We start from the raw sequence: 24,340 nt of genomic DNA, 5'->3' as shown, positions 1-24,340 counted from the left end.
GTTGCTTTCAGTAACTATCCTAGTGGAGCGTTTGTTCCCCTCGCCATGGGATCTGCGTCACTATTGCCCAAATGCGGCGCGGATCGGAGCCGCTAATCGCCCTTGGGCGGTTCCGGAGCGCGCTCCACGAGGATGCCGTCAGGGTCGCACCAGAGCATGACGCCGGGGAGGATCCTGACCCCGTCGATGTCCAGCTCAACATCCGTCTCGCCCGCGCCGGCCTTGGCACTCTTGCGCGGGTTGCTGCCGAGCGCCTTGATCCCGAGCGGCAGGTCGGCAAGGACCTCGCGGTCCCGGATGGCGCCGTTAATGACGACGCCGGCCCAGCCGTTGGCAACCGCGCTCGCGGCGATTTTGTCCCCCATGAGTGCCGTGCGCAGGGATCCACCGCCGTCCACCACCAGCACGGCGCCATTTCCCGGCGTGGCCAGGAGCGATTTGACCAGTGCATTGTCCTCCAGGCAGCGGATAGTCCGGGCCGGTCCGCTGAAGTGCGTGTAGGCGCCGAGTGACTGGAACTGGAGGGATACCGAATCGAGTTCCTCCCCGCGTTCGTCGTAAACATCAGCGGTGTTGAAGCTCTCGTTGCTGGGCGAGTCGGTCATTCGTTCTCCTCGATCTTCTAAACGGACGCCACGCCGTTTGCAGCGGCGCACCGGCGCCGGGTTGGCACCACAGTTGCACGGCTCCATAGTGGCCCATATTGGCACTGTGCCGCGATGCCCACGATAGTCTGGCGTGACGCCGATCATCAGTCCCTGGGGGAGCCCTAAATGAGTTTGTCCGACCTGCCGGGTCGCGTCCCGGATCCTTCCGCTGGTGCCACTTCGCCGGAAGGAAGCTCGACGACGGCGCTCGCCGAGCCCGAACGTCGTGTCCGCCCCGTGTGGACCGCCGGTGTGGTCCTGGTCAACGTGGGCATCAACGCCGCGTTTTTCGGCCCCATCCAGGTTCTGCTGGGCCAGCAGGCCGCGCATTTCAGCGAAGGCGAAAAAGAAGCCATTCTGGCGTTGGTTACCGGGGCCGGAGCGGCGGTGTCCCTCGTTGCCAACCCTCTGTTCGGCGCGTTCAGCGACCGGACCGCATCCCGCCTGGGACGCCGGGTGCCATGGGTGCTCTTTGGCGCACTCCTCGGCGCGGCGGCGCTGACTGCCCTGGCCGGAGCCCCGAACGTCGCCGTGATGACCTTGCTGTGGTGTGTCGTCCAGGCAGGCTGTAATGGCGCGTACGCCGCCGTTACAGCGGCGGTTCCGGACCGTGTGCCTGTGGCACAGCGCGGCACCGTCGGAGGCCTCGCAGCCATGGGCCAGACGGCCGGGATACTGATCGGCGCGGTGATCGCCGCCGTCGTCAGCGGGAACTTCGCTTTGGGATATCTGATCTGCGCCGCGGCCCTGGTGGCCGGCGTCGGGCTGTACTTCTTCCAGAACGACGACGCGCCGCTCTCCAGGGAAGACCGCCCGCCCTTCACCATGCTGGCCTTTGCCAAGAGCTTTTGGATCTCGCCGGGCCGCCATCCGGACTTCGCCTGGGCGTGGCTGACCCGGCTGCTCGTGAATACCGGCAACCACATGGTCACGCTGTATCTGCTGTTCTTCCTCTCCGACGCCGTCCGTCTCCAGCAGACGCAGGGTATGAGCGCGGAGCTCGGCGTGCTCATCCTCACGGGCCTCTATGCCGTCATGGTGATCATCACCAGCGTGATCGGCGGCCGGCTGAGCGACCGCATGGGCCGGCGGAAACCTCTGGTTATTGCCTCCTCGGTGGTCATTGCCATTGCTGCGCTGATCCTGGCCTTCGCTCCGACGTGGTCCGGCGCGATCGCAGGCGCCACAGTGCTGGGCATCGGCTTTGGCGCCTACCTCGCCGTGGACTTTGCCCTGATCACCCAGGTGCTTCCCAGTGCCCTTGACCGGGGCAAGGACCTTGGCGTTATCAACATCGCCAACTCGTTGCCCCAGGTCCTGGCGCCGCTGATCGCCTTCCCATTCGTAACCCTGTGGGGCGGCTACATTTCGCTCTACGTGGCGGCGGCGGCAATCGGGCTGCTGGGCGCCCTCTTCGTGGTGAAGATCAAGGGCGTGGACTAAAGCCGGGCACATTTCCCGGCGGGGGTGGGGACTGGCGTGGCAGTTGAGCCCCAAGTTCGGTGCCGTATAGTGGACTCGAATTGCTGCGGCAGAGCTGTGATGGGGATCCGCCTGACCGCTGTCCGAATCCCACTTCCGGAACGCTGCTGATGCTTGAAATCAATTCAGATAGTCCACCCATGGCGACGCCGCCGCTACTGCCAAGACAGCAGATCCGCTATGCCCGGATCCTGGATGCTGCCGGGGGATTCGCCCGCAAGGGTCTTGACTCCGTGACGCTGTCCGAGGTGGCGGCGAAGGCCGATGTCCCGCTCGGCACCTTGTACCGGTACTTCCCCTCCGCGGTTCATCTGATGCTTGCGCTTTACCGTAAACAGTTGGGCGAGTTGCAGGTGGGCAGTTGGCCTGGCGCCACCACCAACCCTGCGCACGCACTGGCCGGGGTGGTGATGGAGATCTTCCATATGCGGGTGATGCAGCCGGCGGTGGAGCAATGCCTGAGCCAGGGCGTCTATGCGAAGGACAAGGACACCACGGTCTTGTTGCGGGAGATTGATTCGATCGCGGAACAAGCCGTCACGGTGGCCAGTGGCGACGCCGTCAAATCCCGTGTGCTGCTGTTGACCGTCACTGGTCTGGTCCAGGCCGTCCGCTGCCGGCGGCTTTCGCTGTTCGAGGCGGAAGAGGACCTGAAAAAGGCGTGTTCCCTGCTGATGCGGTGTTGATTGTCCGTTCATTACGCGTAACAGGTCTAGACCACCCGGCGCCAAAAGCGGCCTATTTCGGTGATGTGCATCACTCGTTGTAATGGGGAAACGTTTCATCATGTCTCAGGGCCGTTCCGGGCGGCCATGGCCCCGTCCGATTTGTTTACCATTGCAGAACCGGAGAGCGGCTAGCCCGTACTTACAGGAGCTTCATCAACGGATCCGCTACCCCTGGGCCGCCGAATTTCCCTGACCGACCATCTTGAGCCCCCTATGTGCTTGAGCCTTTTCTCTGCCGTGGGTCCACGGCTAGCTCTAGGAGACAACGACGTGTCCATCGAAACCATCTCTCCCGCAGACACCGCCGAGCCCGTAAGCGCGCTGGCTGACGAGGACATCTTTGCCGCCCACCAGGGCGGCAAGCTTTCCATTTCCAGCACGGTTCCGCTGGCCAGCAAGCGGGACCTGTCCATCGCCTACACCCCCGGTGTAGCACAGGTCAGCCGGGCCATCCACGCCGACCCGTCGCTTGCCAAGACCCTTACTTGGGCCCAGCGCCTGGTTGTTGTGGTCAGCGACGGCACCGCGGTCCTCGGCCTCGGCAACATCGGCCCCAGCGCCTCACTTCCCGTGATGGAGGGCAAGTCGGCCCTGTTCAAGGCCTTCGGTGACCTCGACTCCATTCCGCTGGTGGTCAACACCACCGACGTGGATGAGATCGTGGAGACCCTCGTCCGGCTCCGCCCGAGCTTCGGCGCAGTGAACCTGGAGGACGTCTCCGCCCCGCGTTGCTTCGAACTGGAGGAAAAGCTCATCGAGGCATTGGACTGCCCCGTCATGCACGATGACCAGCACGGAACCGCCGTCGTGGTCCTGGCGGCGCTTACGGGCGCCGCGAAGGTGACCGAACGCGAACTTGAGGGACTCCGCGTGGTGGTTTCGGGCGCGGGCGCTGCAGGCATCGCCGTCGCAGAGATCCTCCTGACCGCCGGCATCGAGGACGTGGTCCTGCTTGACTCCCGCGGGGTCATCAACCGCGACCGGGCGGACATCGCCGCCGATCCCGGCAGCAAGAAGGCCCAGATGGCCCAGCGCAGCAACCCCCGCAGCGTTTCCGGCGGACCGGGCGAAGCACTACTCGGGGCGGATGTCTTTATTGGCGTGTCCTCCTCCCAGCTCGCCGAGGAGCACCTGAAGCTCATGAACCACAGCTCCATCGTGTTCGCCCTTTCCAACCCGGATCCCGAAGTCCTCCCGGAGGTCGCCGCCAAGTACGCCGCTGTTGTGGCCACCGGCCGCAGCGACTTCCCCAACCAGATCAACAACGTGCTGGCCTTCCCGGGAATCTTCCGCGGAGCACTGGACGCCGGCGCCCGCCGGATCACCCCGGCCATGAAGCTGGCTGCCGCCCGCGCCATTGCCGAACTGGCCGAACCCGACCTCTCCGCCGACTACATCGTGCCCAGCCCCCTGGACGCCCGCGTCGCCCCGGCTGTATCCGCCGCCGTCGCGGCCGCGGTCGAAGCGGAGTAGCCTTCCGCACCGGCGGTCCGGCCGGTGGTCCTGCCGCCTTTCGAGGCGAGGACGGCGGCGCATTCTTGAAAACGTGCGCCGCCGTCCGCGTTTAAGCATCCTGGCGCGTCCCGGTCAGCGCGTCCCGGTCGGAGAGACCTAGACTGTGGCAATGAATGCCCAGACTGTTGTGACTATCCTCTGTGGCCTGGCTATTCTGGCTGGCGTGGCCGGCATCATTATTCCCGTCCTTCCGGGCAGCGTCCTGATCGGACTGAGCCTGCTTGCATGGGCTGTCTGGGGCGGCGCCGGGACCGCTGGCTGGGTCGTCTTCGGAGTGGGCCTTGCGTTCGTGCTCGCCGGAATGGCGGCCGGTGCAGTCCTCACCGGGCGACGGCTCAGGCAGCACCGGATCCCGAACGGGAGCGTGGTGGGTGGACTGGTCCTTGGTGTGGTTGGCATGTTCATCATCCCCGTGGTGGGGCTGTTCGTCGGTTTTGCCGCCGGGCTGCTGCTCAGCGAAGCCCGCCGAACGCGGGACTTCAAGGCCGCGGCGGCTTCCAGCTGGGCCGCGCTGAAGGCCACCGGGCTGGGGATGTTGGTGGAGTTTGGACTGGCCTGCCTCGCCGCGAGCACCTGGTTGATCGGTGTGTGGGTGGCGGCGGCAAGCTAGGCTTCCCAGCGGCTGCCAAGCGTGCACCACTAGCATGGAAGAATGAGCGCCGGGCAGACCTCAGGACCGATCTTTCGAGACAACCGCGACCTCACGCCGTTCGGCAATGCACAGCTCCGCACGCCGGTGCGTGGGCTGGCGGACGGCGTGGGCGGGATCCTGCACACCGCCCTGGGCGGCCGAAACGGCGCGCTCCTGAGCGTGGACGGCCCCTTGCCCCGGCTCAGGCGACTCCCGGGGAAGCCAGCCAAGACCGTGTATGACGCGATCTTCCACAACGCGGACCCCAACGGGCTGATCGCCGCGGGCCGCGCTTATCCGGGCTGGGCCGGGCTCTGCTGCGTTATGGCCGGGCTTCTCGCCTACCAGCAGGGCGGATACCTGCGTGCCTCTGAACTCCTGCAGCGGGGCCTCACCACACGGAACGACGACGCCGCCAACCAGTTCGCGGCCGACTACCTGACGCGTGTGGTCACCCGGGTTGAAGTTGCCGAACGCATCGAGGTCCCCGTGCTCTTCAGCGAGGAAGCCGTGTTCCTGGCGCTTTCGCACTCGCTGCGGGAGACAGGCGCCCTTGAGGCGGCGCTGGAAACCGTGGTCTCCCTTCCGCCGTCGCTTCCCGCCGCCCTGGCCCGGTGCGCGGTGGCATTCTCGTTGGACCCGCATAAGGAAGTTGTGGTCTGGACGGAAGGGCTTCTGAACGCAGATGACCTCTCGGCCGCGCTTCTGCTGGTGCGCGCCCGCTCGCTCAGGCGTCTTGGTGCGCCCGCCTCTGCCAATTCGGCCCTGAAGGAGGTTCTGCGGCGCCGCAGGACCCACGTGGTGTTGCGGAACGATGCCATGACCGACCGCGCCCTGCTGGTGCTGGATAACGGACGGAAATCCTTGAATCCGCGGGACTGGCTGCGGGGAGGGGCCGCCGAACCCGAAACCTTTCAAGTCATCCGCCGTGACGTTGAGGAGCGCAGGCTCTGGGAACAGGAATGGAAGCAGCTGAACCGGGAATGACCCTGCGGTGCTGGCCGCACCACCTGCATGGGGGACCGCCCCAGCTACGAGAGCCTCTGGGCGGTCCGGCTCGGACCGGACGGCCGCGCCTCCGCCTTCACCGAATGGTTCATGGAGCGCAAGCTCCGAGAGGGTATGGCACCGCCGCCCATTTCCGCCGTGCGGACTCAGGCATCCAGCAGCCCGGTGGTCCGGTAGGGGATGACTTCGCGCAGGAACATGCTGGTGGATGTGCGCACAATGCCGGGGCACAGCCGGATCTCCTCGGACACACGATAGAGATCGTCCGGGCTTCTGGCCACCACCCGGATGAGCAGGTCGGTGTCGCCCGCGGGGGCGTGGCATTCGAGGACTTCGGGGATCTCACGCAGCGCCGCTATTGCCTCGTTGAGGTGGCTCTGGTCAAGCTCCGCGCTGACGGACGCTGCAACCCCGCGCCCCAGCGCTGCCGGCAGCACGCGGCTGCTGTTGGGCCGGAGGGCGCCCGACGTCGTCATCCGCTCAAGGCGCGACTGTACGGTTCCGCGGGCCAGGCCAAGCTGCTGGGCCAGCACCATGATGGGCAGCCGGGGGTCTTTATCGAGGGCCGCGAGAATCCGCCGGTCCGTCGGGTCGAGTTCCTGCAATCTGACCACTTCCTGACTAGCTGCTGGCTGCACATTGATCAGATTGATCAATGTGCCGGCAGTCTGTTGCGCCTACTGTAGGACTTCTGCTGGAATAGTGGCAACTAAGGGACAGGGCTACCGCCGAATCCCGCAGGCTACAGGAACCCCGGCACACCACCCGGTCCCTGGACAAGGCTTCCCGCAAGGAGGCTGCCGCTGATTGACTCTTGTTCACGCATCGTCTCTCCGCAAGCAGTGCAATGGGTCCGGAGACGCTCCCGGACCCTGCACGGCAAGAGCCCCTGAACCACCGACTCCGGCATCGGCCGGGATCGTTCGGTGGTTGAGGGGCTCTTGTGTGCGGCTCCAGGGTGCCGGCCGACCTGCAGGTTCCGGCCGGCCTGCTCCGCATAGGCTGGTGGCATGACATCAGCCGGCCGGTTCGCTCCAAGCCCCTCGGGCGAACTGCATGTTGGAAATCTCAGGACCGCGATCCTTGCGTGGCTTTTCGCCCGCTCCACCGGCCGGCGCTTCCTCATGCGGGTGGAAGACCTGGACCGGGCCAGGGCGGGCGCCGAGGCGGAGCAGTTCCGTGATCTCGCGGCCATCGGAGTGACCTGGGACGACGGCGTCGTGCGGCAGGCCGAACGCGAACCCCTCTACGACGAGGCGCTCGAACGGCTGACGGCGGCAGGGCTGACCTACGAATGCTTCTGCACGCGCCGCGAGATCCAGGAAGCGCCGTCCGCTCCGCACGCCCCGCAGGGTGCCTACCCGGGAACTTGCCGGAACCTGGACCCCGCGGAACTCGCGTTTAAGAGGACCAGCCGGCCGGCGGCTGTACGGCTTCGGGCGGCAGTTCACGAATGGACGGTCCGCGACGTGCTGCACGGCGCGTACACCGGCATGGTGGACGACTTCGTGCTGCGACGCAACGACGGGGTGGCGGCATACAACCTGGCGGTCGTGGTGGACGACGCCGCCCAAGGGATCGACCAGGTGGTCCGCGGCGACGATCTCCTGCCGTCCACCCCGCGGCAGGCGTACCTGGCCTCGCTCTTTAATATGCCTGTCCCGGAATATGCCCACGTGCCGCTGGTGTTGAACGCCCAGGGTGCGAGGCTCGCCAAGCGCGACGGCGCCGTCACCCTCGCCGACCTCGCGGTCCAAGGAGCCACCGCCGAGGACGTACGGGACCTCATCCTGGCATCGCTCCGGCTGCCGGCCGGCCCGCTGCAGCGCGCACTGTCGGCGTTTGATCCCGCAGCGCTGCCCCGGACTCCCTGGGTGTGGCGCGGACCGGACGCGAGCGGCGCGTAATCTGAAGCTATGTCAGAAACAGGAAACCCGGACGCCGCCAGCACCCCCCCGCCACGATTCACTGTGGAGACGGCCAAAGTACTCGCCGAGGTGGCACACAACCGGCAGAAGGACAAGCTGAAGCGTCCCTACCGGGAACACGTGCTGGCCGTGGGGGATGCACTGGCCGACTTCGACGACGACATCCGGATTGCAGGCTATCTTCACGACATTGCCGAGGACACGCCCATCACCAGGCAGGCCCTGCTCGACATGGGTGTTTCGGAGCGCGCCGTTGGCATCATCGAGCGGGTCACGAAGCGACTCCAGGACAACCCTGACGACTACCAGGCCGGCATCCGCTTTATCGCCGAAGACCACGACGCAGCACTGGTGAAGATTGCCGACAATGCGCACAACTCACTCCCGGAGCGGGTGCGGGCCCTGGCAGAGAAATGGCCGGACAAGCCTCCCGTCACCCGCTACGCCGACGCCCGGCCCGTGCTGTACGGGGCCGTTGACGTGGAGGAGGTCCGGAAGATCCTGGCCCGGGTGAACCCCTGGCTGCTTGAGGAGCTGGACGAGCAGCTGGACGAAGCTGACGATACCGACTACGCGAGCCTCTCCTACGAGTCCTACGAGCCTTCGGCGGCCGAGCCGGTCGGGACCGAAACTCCCGCGGAGGCCATGCCGGGCGTGGAGTCCTAGCTTCCGGCGTCATGTATGCCTGCCGGCTACCGGATGCCCTTCCACAGCGCCCGCTCCCAGGACCGGGGATCCTGTACCACCCGGGGGTCGGTGTCGAAGAGCATGGTGGACCGGCTCCCCGGCTCGTATCCAGGCCAGCCCGGATCCCCGGTGGCGGCGAAGGAAACCCATGCGGCATGCATGGCGTCCGCCAATCCCTGCGGTGGGTCCGCCCCCAGCAGCGGTCCAAACAGTCTGGAGTTCTTATCCAGGGTGTCAAAAACGAACGGCACTTCAATGCCGTGGACCGCGCCGAGGCCAGGGGCGGGCCACGCGAACTCGTACATGTACGTCCCGGCCGAGGTCATTGATGCCGTTTTGGCGTGGGCATCCGCAAGGCGGATCGCCGGGATCCGCACCCACCAGTCGGTCTGCACGGCCGCGAGAAGCTCTCCGGGAGAAACGCCGGGATAATGGGACCGGTACTCCCGGAGGGCCGTCCCGACCGGGAGCCCGTACACGGCCATCGGCGGAAAGCCGCCAATGCCATCGGAACTCGTCAGGTCGTGTTCCGTGACCTTGTCGATCACCCCGGTGATGGCCAGGAACAGCTTCCAGTCCTCCGTATTGGTGCCGACAATAACGTCGACCTTCGCCCCGGCGCCGGCAGCGATCCGGTCGATAGGGCGCCTGGGGATGACTTCGCCGTCGATTGCCGGTTGCCAGGGCATCAGGCTGGCCGCAACGTCGTGTCCCCACCGCTCCGGGTCCGGGCGGGCGAGGAGATCCGCCTTTAATTCCGCCTGCGCAGCGAGGAGCCGCGGCACGGGGACCGCCGCAATTGCCTCCCGGGTCTGCGGCACCCGCAGCTTCTCCGCGAGGGCCCGCCCGATTCTTTGCGCGGTCTCTGCGGGGATCACGTGGTGGGCGGCCCCGCTTTGCAGGATGGCCCGCCGGAACAAACCCTCGGCGCGGGGGATCGAGAGTAAAACGCCGATGCTCATGGCGCCCGCAGACTCACCAAAGACGGTGACGTTGCCGGGATCACCGCCGAAGGCAGCGATGTTTCCGCGGACCCACTCCAGGGCCGCCACCTGGTCGAGGAGGCCCACGTTGGCATGGCCGTCTCCGAGGTCGAGGAACCCGTCGGCCCCGACGCGCCAGTTGATCACCACACAGACCACGCCGTCCCGCGCGAAGTTCCTGCCGTTGTAGGCCGCCGTCGAGCCGAATTCAAACGCGCCGCCCTGAATCCAGACCATCACGGGAAGGCCGGCGGCACCTGGGTCGGGCGTCCAGACGTTCAGGTTCAGGCAGTCCTCACCGGCCAGTGCAGTGTCCCAATCCGAGCCCGCGCTTTCCGGCGGAGCAACCTGGGGAGGGGACGCGCCGTATCTCGTGGCATCGCGTACCCCGCTCCACGGCTGGACCGGCTGCGGCGGCCGCAGCCGGTTGGCGCCCGAAGTTGTCGCCGCGTAGGGAATGCCCAGGAAGCTGTGTACGCCCTCGGCAACGTTGCCGAGCAGCTGGCCATGCAGGGTCTTGACGAGAGTGTTCATGCCTACCACCTCACGGACGTAGTTGTCCCTGCGGAATACGGGTCCGGCCCTAGGCCCACCTTGCCAGCACGCCGTGGTGCTGCTGAAGGGCCGAAGGTCACCCATTGGCGAAAGGGGGCGTGAATGGCCCGCGGATTGGGCCATCGCCGCCCTCGTCGTCGGCCCGGGAGGAATCCCCCGGCCCCGCGGTCAGGAGCGGGCAACACCGGCAAAGGCCGCGCCAGTCCCTGCCCGCCACATCAAGCCGATGTAGGCGAGGTCGAAGATGCTGCAGAGGGCGCCCACGCCCAGGATGAGCGGCGAGTGGCCGTACCAGCCGAACGCGATCGTGGGAGCCAGGGTTCCGATCCACTTGGCGTTGGCGATCAACAGGGACTGACCGCGGGGACCCCCGCGGGCGACGAACATGGCGATGAACAGTCCGGACATCAGCAGGTTCTGCAGGAACGCCGAGTAGCGCGGCGCGACCTCCCAGCCGAATTCCGTGACAAACAAGAGCTGGACGGCGAAGGCGGTGGCTCCAAGGAGCACCGCCCAGCTCACGAAGAGCTGCCGGGTCACCCAGGCGGGGAGCTCGGCCCGGCCGAACCTGAAGAACGTGTAGAGGATGGCGACGTCCGCCAGCGCCCACACAATGTTGATGACACCCTGGACGGACAGCCGGGTAGCAGCCGAGTGCGACGCGTAGATGGCTTCCCACGCGAAGTTCAGCGCCAGGGCTGCGGCGGGGATGGCGTAGGTCCTGTCCCGGAATCCGCTCCGGATCGCGGCCACGTACACCACCGTCCATGCGATGCCGCTGACGACGGTGAGGAACAGAATCACCCGGAAACTACACCCGGCCCAGGGACTCGATGTCCTCGAGGAAGTCCTGGTGGACCTCCTTGCTGACCGTGGTCCTGGTGTCGGCTATGGCGTCAAGGTAGTCCTGGGTGGAGGGGCCCTTGCGGACCGCCTCGCGGACTGACACGTCGCCCCGGGACGCCGCGCCGCCGTCGTCGTACACCGCCTTTTCCAGCGCGCGCTGGGAGGCGCTCCGGGCCGCGTACTCGATATCTGCGGGAGAGAAGCCCTCGGTGCGGTCCACCAGCAGCTCCACGTCCACGTCGTCCACCACAGGGGCGGGGATGAAGCGCTGCCACATGGCCTCGCGGGCCTGCCTGTCGGGGAGCCCGATGGGGATCACGTAGTCGAACCTCCCATGGCGCAGGAAGGCGGTGTCCAGGGCGCGGATGAAGTTGGTGGCGCAGACCAGGAGCCGGCCGGGCTGTTCGCGGAAGGCCGGGATGATCTTAAGCAACTCGTTGGTGACGCCCTGGAGCGGCGACGGCGGTTCGCCCGAGCGCTGCGAGGCGATCTCTTCCACCTCGTCGATGAACACCACGGCGTGCTCCAGTTCGGCGATCTCCAGGAAGGTCTCGCGCAGCGCGCCGGCCAGGCCCTTGGGGTCGGCGGCCAGCCGCGAGGGGAACACCTCCACGAAGGGCCATTCGAGGCGGGAGGCAATCGCCTTCGCAAAGGTCGTCTTGCCGGTGCCGGGAGGACCAAAGAGGACCACGGCGCGTGGCGGCACCACACCGTATTCATCGGCAAGGTCGGCCTCGGCCAGGGGGAGCACCAGACGGCGTTCCAGGAGTTCCTTCTCGCGCCGCATGCCGGCCACGTTCTCCCAGAGATCGCGCGCCAGGATACGGCCGCCGAGGAGGCTGAGGGGCTCCAGTTCCTGGCGCTGGACGGGGATCTTGCGTTCGAAGTAGCGCAGGTTCTTTTTGAGCACGAAGCCGCGGCTGAGGAACGCCTCCACCCGGGTTTCGGATTCGGGCATCAGCGCGGAGAGCTTGTTGAGCCCGTGCGGGGCCATCCGGTTTTCGACGGCGGCCAGAAGGGAGGTGCCGATCCCGCGGCCACGGTACTCCGGGAGGGTGGCCAGGAACACGATCCAGCCTTGGTCGTGGGCAGCGCGTCCGACGGCGGCCCCCACCACCTGCTCGCCCTGCACCGCCACCACTGCATGGTCCTTTTCGCAGGAGGCGAGCACTTCGGAAAGGGCGTAGACGGGCTCGACATTGGTGGCCTTGAGGGATTCCCAGAGGTGCAGGATGCCGTCAAGGTCGGCCGAATGAAAGTCCCTGATCCGCCAGGTGGTCATGAGGTTTCTCCTGTGTGGTTCGTCGTTGAGCCAGCATGAACGTCTGTGCTGAGCATATGCGAACCGACCCCCGCCGGGGGTTGCGGCGGCGTTGCATTACGGCCGTCGCCTCCCCAACCCGGCGCGAACGGACACTTGCGGCCCGTCAATCCGGGGATTTTCGGGCCGCAAGTGTCGGATCGCGCTTTTGGGTGGGCGCGCGGGCAGCAGCGGGGCAGCCTTCGTTGCGATTAGTCGGCGATCCCGGTGATCGCCATGGCCGCCCCGCTGCAGTCTGTAGGGCTGCGGGTCTGTGCGGCGTCAGCCCACGTAGCCGAAGGTCCGGTTCCAGACGGCCTGGTCCTCCTTGCCATAGCGGGCCAGGTCCTCGGGCAGGCCGCGGTGGGGCAGGCCGGAGTCTATGGCCGGAAGCTGGGTGCCCATCACCTTCGGTGCGGGTGCCGCTGAGTCAGCCGGATATTCGCCGATCTGGGCGAACACGCTGGCGCCGCGCTTACTGAGGTTCCAGTTCATAAACACCTGGGCGGCTGCGGGATGCTGGGCCTTTGGGGTCATGCCCAGGAAGTAGTCGTAGAGCGCGAAACCTTCCTTCGGGACGACGAACTTCACTGGCGCGTTGTTATTCGCCGCGATGTTCACGCTGCTGACCACGGCAGTGGCCACCTGGATTTCGCCGCGGGACAGGCTCTCCTGCTGGGCGCCGGAGGAATCGAAGATCCGTGGCTGCTGGGCGGCGTAGCGCTGTAGGTAATTGTCGCCCAGCGCATCACGCTGGAAGCGGACCAATGATGCGGAGCTTCCGCCGGCTCCAACCTGGGTGGTGCCGATCTTGCCCTTCCACTTGGGGTCCAGCAGGTCCTGCCACGACTTCGGCGCATCGGCCTCGCTGACCAGAGCCGTGTTGTAGGCGAAGGTGAAGGCGGGATCGAACACCCGGTAGAACTTCCCGGCGTCGTATTTCACCGTGTCATCCAGCTGGGCGTAGTTGGGGACCTTGTGCGCGCTGAAGGCGCCCGCCTTGTTCATGGCGGAAACGGAGGAGAACTCGGAGGTCCGGATGACGTCCGCGCCGAGCTTCCCGGCGCCCTGCTCGCTGAGCACCCGCTCCAGCAGCCGGTTGGGCACCAGCCGGACCAGGTTCACCTTGATGCCGGTGTCCTGCGTGAAGGCCTTGATGACTTCCTTTTCGCTGTTCTCCACATAGCCGCTGTAGAGGCTGATGGAGCCCTCCGCCTTCGCCTTGGCGAACAGTTCGCCGTCGGCGACAGTCTGCCCGTCGATCACGAGGCCCGACGCCGTGGAAAGGGAGTCGGCCTTGCTCACCAGCGTGACGGTTTTCGGCGCGCTGCAGGCACCGGCGGTGATTGCCAGCGCGGCGGCGGCGAGGACCGACGTCGCGGTCTTGAGGATGTTTTTCATCGTGCTTCTCCGTTGGTTGCGCGGGCTCCGAGGGCCTTCGCGATCACGACCAGGGCAAGGATGACCAGTATGTAGAGCAGGCTGGTCGAGGCTGCGGAGCGGAGCGCGCCGTTGTCATAGTTGTCGAAGACGACGATCGCCAGCAGCCGGGTGTTCGAGGTGAATAGGAAGAGCGCCGCGGACAGTTCGCGCATGGCCAGCATCAGCAGCAACAGGATGGTGGACATCACGCCGGTCTTCATCAGCGGAAGTGTCACGTAGGAAACCGCGCGGGCCCGGCTGGAGCCCAGCAGCACGGCGCTGTCCTCAAGATCCTTGTCCACCTGCAGGATACTGGCGGTGATGCCCCGGTATCCCTGGGGGAGGTAGATGGCAATGAAGGCGATGATCAGCACCACGATGGTTCCGTAGACCGGCAGCGGCAGGACCAGCCACGTCCACAGCAGGCCCAGGCCCATCACGATGGCGGGAACGGCCAAGGGAAGCATGGCCACGAACTCCAGACTCTTCCGGCCCGGAACCTTCGTCCGGTAGACGAGGTAACTGAGGTAGAAGGCAAGCGCGGCACCCAGGATGGCCACGCACACGGCCACCAGCACGCTGTTCCGGGCGGCGTCCAGGAAGGTCGCCGACTGCAGGGTCTGGAAGAGAGACCAGAAGGACAACGCATCATCTTGGAAGAGCTGACCGAGGTTCGAAACGTAGGGCGACGACTGCAAAGAGGCCAGCAGCAGGGCGAGGACCGGCAGCACGATGGCGAGGGCAAAGTACGCCAGAGCAAACGCCAGGCCCACACCGCGCAGCTTGCCGATGTCCATCAGCCGGGGCTTCATGCCCTTGCCGGACACGGTAGTGAAATTGCGCTTCAACACCACGCGCTGCTGGAGGGCGGTGACGGCGATCAGCACCACGGTGAGCACGACGGCGACCGCCGCGGCCTCGTTGCCCCTCGCCGGGGCGGAGTTCATGAGCCGGTAGATGAAGGTGGGCAGGGTTTCGATCTGGCCCGGGGTTCCGATCATCTGGGCCACTGGAAAGTTCTCCATCGTCAGGGCGAAGATCAGCACGCCGGAGCCGAGGATGGCCGGGGTGACCAGCGGGAACGTCACGGTCCGCAGGATTTTGCCCAGCGAGCCGCCGTGGACACTAGCGGCTTCCTCCAGGTCCGGGTTCATAAGAGTCATGGCGCCGTGGATCAGCAGAAAGGCGTAGGGCGCGTAATACAGCGCCAGCACAAAGATCAGGCCGGGCAACGTGTAGATGTTGAACAGATTGCCCAGGCCGGCGCCGCGGGTCAGCAGGTTCAAATACCCGGTGGCCGGTCCGGCGAGCAGCGACCAGGCGAGGGCGCCCACCAGCGAGGGCAGGAACATCGGGGCTATGCCGATGAAGTAGATGACCGCCTTGCCCCAGATGTTGGTCCGGGCAGCAAGGAAGGCGAGGGTGGCGCCAATGAACATTGCCAGCACGGAGGATGAGGTGGCCACGAGCAGGGAGTTGCCCAGGGCCGTCAGCGACTGGTGCGAGGTGAGGACCCTGAAATTGTCCAGCGTCAGCCCGCTGAGGCCAATGGACCCTGGCCGGGGCGTGGAGCTGCTGAAAGCGGAGAAGAGGATGAGTGCCATGGGCATCAGGATCAGCACGGCCAGCAGGGCAAGCATCAGCCACGTGGGCATCGACCTGCGGAACTGCTGACGGAACTGCTTGCCGAACTCCTGGCCGGACCGCTGCCGCCGCTGTTGTCGGGGGTCGTTGCCGGCAGGGATGTCCAAGCGCGGGGGCCGTTGCGTGGCGGGGGCGGACATCAGGCGACCTCCGCCGGCAGGATCTGGACGTCGGACGGGCTGGCCGTGACCCAGACCTGGTTGCCGGTCCCCGCTGCCGGGCAGTCGCGGCGCGAGACCAGCGCCTCAATGGAGGGCCCGCCGTCGAGCTCTATCAGGTAGCGCACGTTCGAGCCCTGGTAGCTGGCCACCCTGACCTGTCCGGGCCAGTTGTTCTGCCCGGCGGCCGAGCGTTGAGTGGAGATGATGACGTCCTCGGGCCGGATGCAGGCCTTGAGGGCATCGCCGTCCTGCGTGTACTCAGTGGTGGAGAGCTCCAGCCGGTGATCGACCATCTTATAGGTGCCGGGGTGGCCGTTCTTCTGCACGGGGAAGATGTTGGTGACTCCGAGGAAGTCCGCGATCGAGGCGCTCGCCGGGTTCTCGTAGATTTCGCCGGGGCTTCCTACCTGGGCCAGCCTGCCGTTCTGCATCAAGGCAATCCGGTCGGCCAAGGCCAAGGCCTCGCCCTGGTCGTGGGTCACGTAGACGCAGGTCAGGTTGAGCTTTTGCTGCAGGGCGCGCAGTTCAATCCTCAGGTGGTCCCGGAGGCGGGCGTCCAGGTTGGAGAGCGGCTCATCCAGCAGCAGGACACTGGGCCGCATGACAAGGCTGCGGGCCAAGGCAACGCGCTGCATCTGGCCGCCGGAGAGGAGGCTGGCGCCGCGGCTCTGGAAACCGTCCAGACCCACCAGTTGCAGCGCCTCGTCGACGCGTTCGGCGATCTCCTTCTTGCCCAGCTTCTTCATTTCAAGCGGAAAAGCGACGTTCTCGAAGATGGTTCGGTGCGGCCAGACGGCGTAGGACTGGAACACCATGCCCACGTTGCGTTTGTGCGAGGGAATGTTGATGTTTTTCTCGCTGTCGAAGACCACTTGGTCCCCGATGGTGATCCGGCCGCGGACGGGGGTTTCCAGCCCGGCGATGCAGCGCATGGTGCTGGTCTTGCCGCAGCCCGACTTTCCGAGCAGTACAAGGGAGTGGCCGTCCTCAATCTCGGCGTTGACGCCTTTGACGGCGTAATGATCGCCATATTTCAGGTCGATGTTCTCCAGTGTGACTTTCATGTTCGACTCCTTTGTCTGTGTCTATTTTGCGCCGGTCAGGCGCTGGTCCGCGCGGTTGCTGCTTCGCGGCTGAAGATGATGGATTCGCTGATGATCCGGGCGGCGCGTTCGAGTCCGATCCGCATGGTGCCCCCGAAAGGGTCCACCGTGGACGCTGTGCCGATGACGCCCGCGGCCGTGCCAATCCGGAGGTGGGTGACGCCGTCGGCCGCCTGCCGGCTGCCGCCCCGCACCATCGCAGTGTTAACCACGGTTCCGGGGGTGAGCGCCGCCGTTGCGATTCCGACGGCGGACGTGAGTCCGATGGCCGGATGCGGCGTGTGCATCGAGAGTGTGCGGACGGAGACGTCGTAGCTTGAACCGCTGATGTGCTGGCCCCCCGTGGTGACGAAGTCCTTGGGTGGCCCGACAATACCCACTTTGGGCACGGCGTGATCCACGGGGGATCCCGCGGTCCGTAGGCCCATCCGTACCGCCGCGGCGTTCCGGATCGTGGTCAGGAGCGGGACCAATGCGCTGAGCTCCGCCAGGCCTTCTGTGCCGGTGAGGCCAAGACTTCCTGCGTCCACCAGCACCATGGGTGCTCCGGCGTCGATCATCGACACCAGAAAGTGCTGCCCTTCGACGGCCAGTTCCTCCCGGGCGTGCCTGGTGGGAAGCGCGCTGCCGGTGGTGGCGCCCGCTGCGTCGAGGAACGCCAGGGTGACGGGCACCCCGGTGGCCAGGGTTCCGGGAACCCGGGCGTTCCCGAAGGCGGGCAGTTTCCCGCCGGGGGTGGCGACGTCGGCTTCGAGCCGGGTGCCGGTGTTCAGGTTGCGCATCCGCACCAGGGTGGTGCCAGGCGTGGGCTCCACAAAGCCGTGGCTGACGGCGTACAGTGCGATCGCCGTGGCGCAGTTGCCGCAGTTGCTGCCCCATTCGACCCGGCTGTCGCCAATGCCCACCTGGGCGAACAGGTAGTCCACATCGACGTCCTCCGCAGTGGCGGCCGAGACCACCGCAGCTTTGGAGGTGGTGGAGGTGGCGCCGCCCACGCCGTCGATCTGCCGGGGGTCGGCGGCGTTGAAGGTATCGATCAGGATGGCTTCGATCAGGTCCCTCGACGCCGGGACATCCTGGCTGTTGAACAGCCAGCATTTGCTTGTTCCACCCCTGACCAGGGTTGCTGGGATTCTCAATGTTTTCTCGCTTCGAAAATAGTAGTGGTCCGAGGTCCATCACGGCGCCTGTGTGGCCTCGGTCATATCCACTTTCGGGGCTGGAAGAGTTGAGCACAATGTTGGTTTTCTTTGCATGGCTTAACTTGAACTACACTCTTAGCCATGGAACTTGATGTCCGCCGCCTCTTCCTGCTGGCCGAAATTGCCGAATATGGGTCCCTCACCGGGGCCGCGGAGGCGATGATGTACACCACATCCGCAGTGTCGCAGCAGATGCGCCGGCTTGAGGCGGAGGCTGGCCAGACGCTGTTTGAACGGCACGCCCGCGGGGTGGTCCTGACGGATGCGGGGGCGGCCCTGGTGGCACGGGCCCAGGCAATCAGGCGCGAACTTGCCGGCGCCCAGTCCGACCTGGAAGCGCTGAGCGGGCTCCGGGCGGGGAGCCTGCGGATCGGCTCCTTCCCCACGGCGTCAGCGTCCATCCTGCCGCTGGTCCTGACGCAGTTTGCGCGGGAGCACCCCGCCGTTGCCGTGTCCGTCAAGAGCGCCTTGCGGGACCCGCTCCGGGAGTTGCTGCTGATGCGGGAGGTGGAATTGGCGCTCCTGTGGGAGTACGACTGGAGCCCGTTCAAGGACGAAGAGATCAAAACCGAAAAACTGGTGGACGACCCCACAGTGCTGGTGGTGGCCGCCGGTAGCGACGTGGGCCGCGGCGGCCCCGTGGATCTCAGCTCGCTGGCGTCCGCCCGCTGGATCATCCGCGCGGACGGGCACCCGGTGGCCGACGTCCTCACCAGGAGCTGTCATGCCGCCGGCTTCGCACCCGACATTTCCTACGACGCGCACGACTATCAGGAGGCTCAGGCCATGGTGGCCGCGGGCCTGGGTGTGGCCCTGGCGCCGCGGTTGTCGCTGACCAACCTGCGCGACGACGTCAGGCTGGTGCCGCTGGATCCGCGGATACCCGTGCCTGTCCGGCGGATCCTCCTGGGGCAGCTGAAAGGCCGGAAGCCGACGCCGGCCATGCTGGGTTTCCAGCAGACCCTGCGTGAAGCCGCCCGCGCCATGCCCCAGGCGTTCGGACGCCCGGGGCAGCTCGGCTCGGTCAGCTAGCCTCCTGCCGGCCCCCGGTGGCCGCCGCAGTGCAGTTAAACGGCGCGAACGGGCACTTGAGGCCCGTCCAGGAGGGCCCTACGAGGTAAGCGCCGTGGCCACCAGGTTCTTCATGTCCTTGATTTTCGGCATCAGTCTCCTCTCGCGGGTGACCTCAGATCCCCAGCGCAGCCAGGCTGTGCTGCAGGGTCTCCGCGGAATGGTGCAGGGAGGCGATTTCGCCGTCGTCCATGGGGGTGTCCAGCACGCTGCGCACGCCGCCGCGTCCCACGATGCTCGGCAGGGAGAGGGCCACCCCGGAGATGCCGTACTGGCCGTCGAGCACGGTGGAGACGGGAAGCACGGCGTTCTCGTCCCGGAGCAGGGCCTCCACGATCCGGGCCCCGGACAGCCCGATCGCGTAGTTGGTGGCACCCTTGCCCGCGATGACCTTGTAGGCAGCCTGCATCACTTCGCGGGAGGTTTCGGCGAGGTATTCGGCCGTGAAAACCAGTTCGCCATCCGTCTTCCATTGCCGGATGGGCACGGGGCCGAGGGTTGCACCGGACCAGACGGGGAACTCGGTGTCGCCGTGCTCGCCCACCATGCTGGCGTGGACGCTGGCCACGGCCACGCCGGCGCGTCGCGCCAGCAGCCAGCGGAGGCGGGAAGTGTCCAGCACCGTGCCCGAGGAAAAGACGCGCGACGGCGGCAGCCCGGTGATCTTCTGCGCGGCCACGGTCAGCACGTCGCACGGGTTGGTCACGAGCACGTAGACGGCATCGGGTGCTTCCCTGAGCAAATCGGGCATGAGCTGTTCGAGAATACGGACGTTGGTGGAGGCCAGGTCCAGCCGGGTCTGGCCGGGCGCCTGTTTCGCGCCGGCGGTGATCACCACCACGTCAGCGCCTTCCACGGCGGAGATGTGGCCTCCGCCGGTGACTGTGGCTGAGGCGGCCGCGAACTGGGTTCCGTGTGCCAGGTCCAGCACCTCGGCGTCGGCCTTGGCGGCGTTGACATCGAACAAGGCCACGTTGCTGGCCGAACCCCGGATGAGGGCCGCGTAGGCCAGCGACGTTCCTACGCTACCGGCCCCGACGACCGCCAGTTTGGATCCTGACATGAGCTTCCTCTTCCCCGGCCCCGGAGCTCCAAGACCCGCGTTAATGGTGCGCTTGCCGCAATCCCTTTCATGCTACGACGACGGTCTGGCGGGGACCAGAAGAACCGGACCCAAGGTGCCGCCGTCGTGATTTAATTCGCGCGAACGGACACTTAAGCCCCACGCGCGAACGGACACTTAAGCCCCACGCGCGAACGGACACTTAAGACCCATGAATCCGCAGATTTCCTAGGTCTCAAGTGTCCGCTCGCGCTAAATGGAGGGGCTGGCGTGCCCCGGTAACGCTGATGGCAGCTAGTCGCGGGCCTTCGCGCCCGGGCCGGGACGGTTGGCCACCAGCGGGTACGGGCCGGTGAAGCCGTCGCGGACCGCGGCGAGTTCCATGACCCGGTCGCGGCAGAGCCGCCAGCCGAGCATCAACAGCGGGATGATGATCACCAGGGAGCCGATGGTCCACGTGCCCACGGGGGAGTCGAAGGCCATGAGGACGAGCACCGCCAGCAGGAACGCGAGCGTGATCCAGCCCGTGAAAGGGGCACCCGGCATCCGGAAGGCCGGGCGCAGCAGCTCGCCGCGCTTGGCCAGCCGTGCCAGTTGCATCTGGCACATAACGATCACGGCCCAGGTGCTGATAATGCCCAGGGAGGCGACATTCAGCACGATCTCAAACGCCTCGGCGGGCACCAGAGCATTGAGGACGACGCCGAGAACCGCAACGGCCGCGGTCAAGGCGATGCCACCGTACGGCACACCGGCCTTGTTCATCCGCGCAGCGAACTTCGGGGCGGAGCCGGTGACCGACATGGAGCGCATGATGCGGCCCGTGGAGTAAAGGCCTGCATTGAGTGAGGACAGCGCCGCGGTGAGGACCACCAGGTTCATGATGGCGTCCACGCCCTCCACTCCAATGGAGCCGAAGAAGGTCACGAACGGGCTGACCCCGGCCTTGTAGGAAGTGTAGGGGAGCAGCAGGGAAAGCAGCACCAGGGAGCCGACATAGAACACGGCGATCCGCACGATCACGGTGTTGATGGCCTTGGGCATGATCTTTTCCGGATTCTCGGTCTCACCCGCGGCAGTGCCGATCAGTTCGATCGAGGCGTAGGCGAACACCACGCCCTGCATCACCACGACGGCGGGCAGCAGGCCGTTCGGGAACATGCCGCCGTTGTCCGCAATCAGGCTGAATCCGACTTCCTGGCCAGCCACCGGGGTGCCGAAGATGACGAAGTAGATGCCCACGAGCAGGAAGGAGGCCAGCGCCACCACTTTGATGAGCGCGAACCAGAACTCGAGTTCACCGAAGACCTTGACCGAGATCAGGTTCAAGCAGAGCACCAGGACAAGGGCCGTGAGCGCCCAGGTCCACTGCGGCACATCCGCGATGGGGGCCCAGTATTTTTTGAAGAAGTTCATGTAAAGCGCGACGGCGGTGATGTCCACGATTGCCGTCATGGCCCAGTTCAGCCAGTAGAGCCAGCCGGTGACGAACGCGGCCTTCTCGCCGAAGAATTCCCGGGCATAGGAAACGAACGAGCCGGAGGAGGGCCGGTGCATGACCAGTTCACCGAGGGCCCGGAGGATCATGAAGGCGAAGAATCCACAGATGGCATAGCTGATGATGAGGGCCGGGCCTGCCGTGGCGAGGCGGCCGCCGGCACCCATGAAGAGCCCGGTGCCGATGGCGCCGCCGATTGCGATCATCTGGACCTGGCGGGGCTTGAGGCCCTTGTGGTACCCCTCGTCCTCGCGGTGGAGGGTGGCTTCGGAGGCGTGGGCATGCGCCGGAATAGTGTGGTCGGAGATGGCCGGGTGCTGTGTGGCCGCTTGTTGCTGTGACATAGAGGTCCTTACTTGCTCAGGTTGGCCAGGCGTTGGGGGCTGAGGAGGTCTTCGAGTTGCTCGGCGGTGAGCAGGCCGTGTTCGAGGACGAGTTCGGCGACGCCCTTGCCGGTGGCGAGGGCTTCCTGGGCGATGGCGGTTGCAGTGGCGTAGCCAAGGTGCGGGTTCAGTGCGGTGACCAGGCCGATGGATTGTTCCACGGTGAGGCGGAGGTGTTCGGTGTTGGCGGTGATGCCCCGGATGCAGCGTGCGGTGAGGGTGCGGCAGGCGGCTTCGAGGTGGGAGATGCTCTTGTGGAGGCTGTGGACGATGATGGGTTCGAAAGCGTTGAGCTGGAGTTGTCCGGCTTCGGCGGCCATGGTGATGGTGACGTCGTTGCCGATGACTTCGTAGGCGACCTGGCTGACCACTTCGGGGATGACGGGGTTGATCTTCCCGGGCATGATGGAGGAGCCGGACTGCACGGCGGGGAGGTTGATTTCGCCGAAGCCGGCGCGGGGGCCGGAGGAGAGCAGGCGCAGGTCGTTGCAGATCTTGGACAGTTTCACGGCGACGCGTTTGAGGACTCCGGAGAGGTGCACGAACGCGCCGACGTCCTGGGTGGCCTCGATCAGGTCCGCGGCGGTGACCAGCGGCAGGCCGGTGATCTGGGCCAGGTGGCGGCAGGCGGCCTTGGCGTATCCGGCCGGGGCGTTCAGGCCGGTGCCGATCGCGGTGGCGCCGAGGTTGATTTCGTGGATGAGCAGGTCCGCTTCGGCCAGGCGGAGCCGGTCCTCGCCGATGGTGACGGCGTAGGTGCCGAATTCCTGGCCCAGGGTCATGGGCACGGCGTCCTGGAGCTGGGTGCGGCCCATCTTGACCACGGTGCGGAATTCCACGGCCTTGGCCGCGAAGGCTTCTTCGAGTTCGGTGAGTGCCTGGAGCAGTTCCCGGGCGGCGAAGATGGTGCCCAGTTTCACGGCGGTGGGGTAGACGTCGTTGGTGGACTGGCTGAGGTTGACGTGGTCGTTCGGGTGCAGCCGGGTGTACTCGCCCTTGGGGTGGCCCAGGATTTCCAGGGCGCGGTTGGCGATGACCTCGTTGGCGTTCATGTTCGAGGAGGTTCCGGCGCCGCCCTGGATGACGTCCACGACGAAGTGTTCGCTGAGTTTGCCGTTCATGACGTCGGTGCAGGCGTCCTCGATGGCGCGGGCCCGTTCGGGGTCCAGGAGTCCGAGTTCGTGGTTGGTGCGCGCCGCGGCCTGTTTCACGGCGGCCAGGCCGCGGACCAGGTGCATGTTCGAGGAGAGCGGCTGGCCGGTGATGGGGAAGTTTTCCACCGCGCGCAGGGTGTGGACGCCCCAGTAGGCGTCGGCGGGGACATCGCGGTCCCCAAGGAGGTCGTGTTCGGAGCGGAACGCTGCGGGCTGGTCGGGGGCGGTCATGGGGGTCCTCACGGGGCTTCGTTGACGGGCGTGGACAGGAAATTGAGGGCTTGGAAGGCGCCGACGGTCCGGCCTCCGCCGAGCACCGCGCCGCTGGCGATCGACGCCAGCGGCGCGGTATCGACGTCGAGCGCCTCCAATGCACAGACGGTGACGGGCATACGGGCCCGGTCTCCGCCGTCGGAAATCTTGATTGCGACGGCGCGGCCATCCGGCAGGCCCACCAGTTGGACGCCTTCAAAGCCGTCCTTCGCCACCATGCCGGGGGCGAGCCGCATGAGTTCGGTGACGTCGCGGTGCTCGCCTGCCACCATGTCCGGGTGCCGCTGCATGGCCAGTCCGACGGCGGCTTCCGCGGTCATCGTGGCAGCCGGCCCGTCCGCTTCGATGGCCGCAGCCCGGGCGATCAGGCCAAACGCGCGGGCCATGCCCCGCAGTGTCAGGGCGAACAACGGCGTTCCGCAGCCGTCCGTGCTCAGACCCAGGGGCTGTTCGCCGGTGAGCCCCGTGACGGTTTGCGCCACAAGCCGCTGCAGGGGGTGTCCGGGTTCCAGGTAGCCCTTGACCGGCCAACCGTTGATGACGCAGGTGGCAGCCATGGAAGCGTGCTTCCCCGAACAGTTCTGGGTCAGCTGTGTGGCGGTCCCGCCCGCACGGAGCCATTCCTCGCGCTCGGCCGTGCCGTAAGGGAGGTCGGTGCTGTTTTCCAGAACGTCCGGGGCCAGTCCGTGCATTTCCAGGATCCGACGGGCGCCGAGCACATGCCGGTCCGCGCCGGAGTGGCTGGCCGCAGTCAGGGCCAGCAGATCGGCGGGAAGATCGAGCCCGCCCCGCACCATGGCGACGGCCTGCAGCGGCTTAAGCGCCGAGCGCGGGTAGAAGGGGGCCAGCGGATCGCCTGCGGCGAACAGGGTCCGGGTGCCTGTGGCGTCCTGGGCCGTGGCGATCAGCGAGCCGTAATGGATGCTTTCCACCAGTCCGTCGCGGGTCTGCGCGGCGAGGGGAACATGCTGCGGAAGGCTCTGGGTGGCCGGCAGGAGGGCGTTGTCGGCTAGGGCGGGGAAAGGCATGGAGTCCTTGGGTGGTGGTTCGGACGGA

21 protein-coding genes are annotated in these 24,340 nt (G+C 66.4%); 8 read left to right on the top strand and 13 right to left on the bottom strand.

What is annotated here, in order from left to right; genetic code table 11:
* Window positions 1-92: 92 nt before the first annotated feature.
* On the bottom strand, window positions 93-605 hold the full coding sequence (gene rraA, locus ACP4XC_RS00310) for a ribonuclease E activity regulator RraA (protein WP_427172894.1): 513 nt from the start codon (window positions 603-605) through the stop codon (window positions 93-95).
* Between the two features lie 168 nt (window positions 606-773).
* On the opposite strand from rraA, the gene ACP4XC_RS00305 reads away from it, so the two are divergent.
* From ACP4XC_RS00305 to ACP4XC_RS00285, 5 genes are all read left to right on the top strand, one after another.
* Window positions 774-2,090: an MFS transporter gene (locus tag ACP4XC_RS00305; RefSeq protein WP_427172893.1), complete on the top strand. Its 1,317-nt coding sequence runs from the start codon at window positions 774-776 to the stop codon at window positions 2,088-2,090.
* A 149-nt stretch (window positions 2,091-2,239) separates the two neighbouring features.
* The gene (locus tag ACP4XC_RS00300; RefSeq protein WP_427172892.1) at window positions 2,240-2,815 is read left to right on the top strand and encodes a TetR/AcrR family transcriptional regulator; all 576 of its coding nucleotides are present in this window, start codon (window positions 2,240-2,242) and stop codon (window positions 2,813-2,815) included.
* 312 nt (window positions 2,816-3,127) lie between these two features.
* Window positions 3,128-4,330 (top strand): NAD(P)-dependent malic enzyme, encoded by a 1,203-nt coding sequence (locus ACP4XC_RS00295; RefSeq protein WP_427172891.1) that lies wholly within the window; start codon window positions 3,128-3,130, stop codon window positions 4,328-4,330.
* 151 nt (window positions 4,331-4,481) lie between these two features.
* Entirely contained in the window at window positions 4,482-4,982 is a 501-nt protein-coding gene (locus ACP4XC_RS00290) for a DUF456 domain-containing protein (protein ID WP_427172890.1), read from the top strand.
* Window positions 4,983-5,024: 42 nt separating this feature from the next.
* Window positions 5,025-5,990: a hypothetical protein gene (locus ACP4XC_RS00285; RefSeq protein ID WP_427172889.1), complete on the top strand. Its 966-nt coding sequence runs from the start codon at window positions 5,025-5,027 to the stop codon at window positions 5,988-5,990.
* A 167-nt stretch (window positions 5,991-6,157) separates the two neighbouring features.
* Here the strand turns inward: ACP4XC_RS00285 and ACP4XC_RS00280 are convergent, their stop codons facing one another.
* The gene (locus ACP4XC_RS00280) at window positions 6,158-6,616 is read right to left on the bottom strand and encodes an Lrp/AsnC family transcriptional regulator (RefSeq protein WP_427174969.1); all 459 of its coding nucleotides are present in this window, start codon (window positions 6,614-6,616) and stop codon (window positions 6,158-6,160) included.
* Between the two features lie 405 nt (window positions 6,617-7,021).
* Here ACP4XC_RS00280 and gluQRS point away from each other — a divergent pair, with 405 nt between their 5' ends.
* Together gluQRS and ACP4XC_RS00270 are read left to right on the top strand one after the other, a co-directional pair.
* Entirely contained in the window at window positions 7,022-7,918 is an 897-nt protein-coding gene (gene gluQRS / locus ACP4XC_RS00275) for a tRNA glutamyl-Q(34) synthetase GluQRS (protein WP_427172888.1), read from the top strand.
* A 9-nt stretch (window positions 7,919-7,927) separates the two neighbouring features.
* The gene (locus tag ACP4XC_RS00270; protein ID WP_427172887.1) at window positions 7,928-8,605 is read left to right on the top strand and encodes an HD domain-containing protein; all 678 of its coding nucleotides are present in this window, start codon (window positions 7,928-7,930) and stop codon (window positions 8,603-8,605) included.
* Between the two features lie 26 nt (window positions 8,606-8,631).
* On the opposite strand, the gene ACP4XC_RS00265 is transcribed toward ACP4XC_RS00270, so the two are convergent.
* From ACP4XC_RS00265 to ACP4XC_RS00235, 7 genes are all read right to left on the bottom strand, one after another.
* Window positions 8,632-10,143 carry a carboxylesterase/lipase family protein gene (locus ACP4XC_RS00265; protein WP_427172886.1) on the bottom strand — a complete coding sequence of 504 codons (1,512 nt, stop codon included), beginning with the start codon at window positions 10,141-10,143 and terminating at the stop codon, window positions 8,632-8,634.
* Between the two features lie 189 nt (window positions 10,144-10,332).
* Window positions 10,333-10,968 carry a hypothetical protein gene (locus ACP4XC_RS00260; protein ID WP_427172884.1) on the bottom strand — a complete coding sequence of 212 codons (636 nt, stop codon included), beginning with the start codon at window positions 10,966-10,968 and terminating at the stop codon, window positions 10,333-10,335.
* Between the two features lie 7 nt (window positions 10,969-10,975).
* Complete coding sequence (locus ACP4XC_RS00255) at window positions 10,976-12,292, bottom strand: ATP-binding protein (RefSeq protein ID WP_427172883.1); 1,317 nt, start codon at window positions 12,290-12,292, stop codon at window positions 10,976-10,978.
* Between the two features lie 300 nt (window positions 12,293-12,592).
* Entirely contained in the window at window positions 12,593-13,711 is a 1,119-nt protein-coding gene (locus ACP4XC_RS00250; RefSeq protein ID WP_427172882.1) for an ABC transporter substrate-binding protein, read from the bottom strand.
* Window positions 13,708-15,516: an ABC transporter permease gene (locus ACP4XC_RS00245; protein WP_427172881.1), complete on the bottom strand. Its 1,809-nt coding sequence runs from the start codon at window positions 15,514-15,516 to the stop codon at window positions 13,708-13,710. Before ACP4XC_RS00245 ends, ACP4XC_RS00250 begins: the two co-directional genes overlap by 4 nt.
* Window positions 15,516-16,601: an ABC transporter ATP-binding protein gene (locus tag ACP4XC_RS00240; RefSeq protein ID WP_427172880.1), complete on the bottom strand. Its 1,086-nt coding sequence runs from the start codon at window positions 16,599-16,601 to the stop codon at window positions 15,516-15,518. The genes ACP4XC_RS00245 and ACP4XC_RS00240 overlap by 1 nt, the downstream gene beginning before the upstream one ends.
* Before the next feature lie 35 nt (window positions 16,602-16,636).
* The gene (locus ACP4XC_RS00235; protein ID WP_427172879.1) at window positions 16,637-17,779 is read right to left on the bottom strand and encodes a PrpF domain-containing protein; all 1,143 of its coding nucleotides are present in this window, start codon (window positions 17,777-17,779) and stop codon (window positions 16,637-16,639) included.
* Between the two features lie 144 nt (window positions 17,780-17,923).
* Between ACP4XC_RS00235 and ACP4XC_RS00230 the strand changes: the two genes are divergently transcribed.
* On the top strand, window positions 17,924-18,874 hold the full coding sequence (locus ACP4XC_RS00230) for a LysR family transcriptional regulator (protein ID WP_427172878.1): 951 nt from the start codon (window positions 17,924-17,926) through the stop codon (window positions 18,872-18,874).
* Between the two features lie 154 nt (window positions 18,875-19,028).
* On the opposite strand, the gene ACP4XC_RS00225 is transcribed toward ACP4XC_RS00230, so the two are convergent.
* The 4 genes from ACP4XC_RS00225 to ACP4XC_RS00210 all read right to left on the bottom strand — a co-directional run bounded on the left by ACP4XC_RS00225 (window position 19,029) and on the right by ACP4XC_RS00210 (window position 24,312).
* Window positions 19,029-19,976: an L-lactate dehydrogenase gene (locus ACP4XC_RS00225; RefSeq protein WP_427172877.1), complete on the bottom strand. Its 948-nt coding sequence runs from the start codon at window positions 19,974-19,976 to the stop codon at window positions 19,029-19,031.
* Between the two features lie 294 nt (window positions 19,977-20,270).
* Window positions 20,271-21,818: an amino acid permease gene (locus tag ACP4XC_RS00220; protein WP_427172876.1), complete on the bottom strand. Its 1,548-nt coding sequence runs from the start codon at window positions 21,816-21,818 to the stop codon at window positions 20,271-20,273.
* 8 nt (window positions 21,819-21,826) lie between these two features.
* Window positions 21,827-23,242, bottom strand: a complete 1,416-nt coding sequence (locus ACP4XC_RS00215) for an aspartate ammonia-lyase (RefSeq protein WP_427172875.1) — start codon at window positions 23,240-23,242, stop codon at window positions 21,827-21,829.
* 8 nt (window positions 23,243-23,250) lie between these two features.
* Entirely contained in the window at window positions 23,251-24,312 is a 1,062-nt protein-coding gene (locus tag ACP4XC_RS00210) for an asparaginase (RefSeq protein WP_427172874.1), read from the bottom strand.
* Between the last annotated feature and the right edge of the window lie 28 nt (window positions 24,313-24,340).

It is taken from the genome of Arthrobacter sp. 92 (genome assembly GCF_050260325.1).
Lineage (GTDB): Bacteria > Actinomycetota > Actinomycetes > Actinomycetales > Micrococcaceae > Arthrobacter.
The sequence above is the reverse complement of the archived record's forward strand: the minus strand, read 5'-3'. Positions and strand labels throughout refer to the sequence as shown.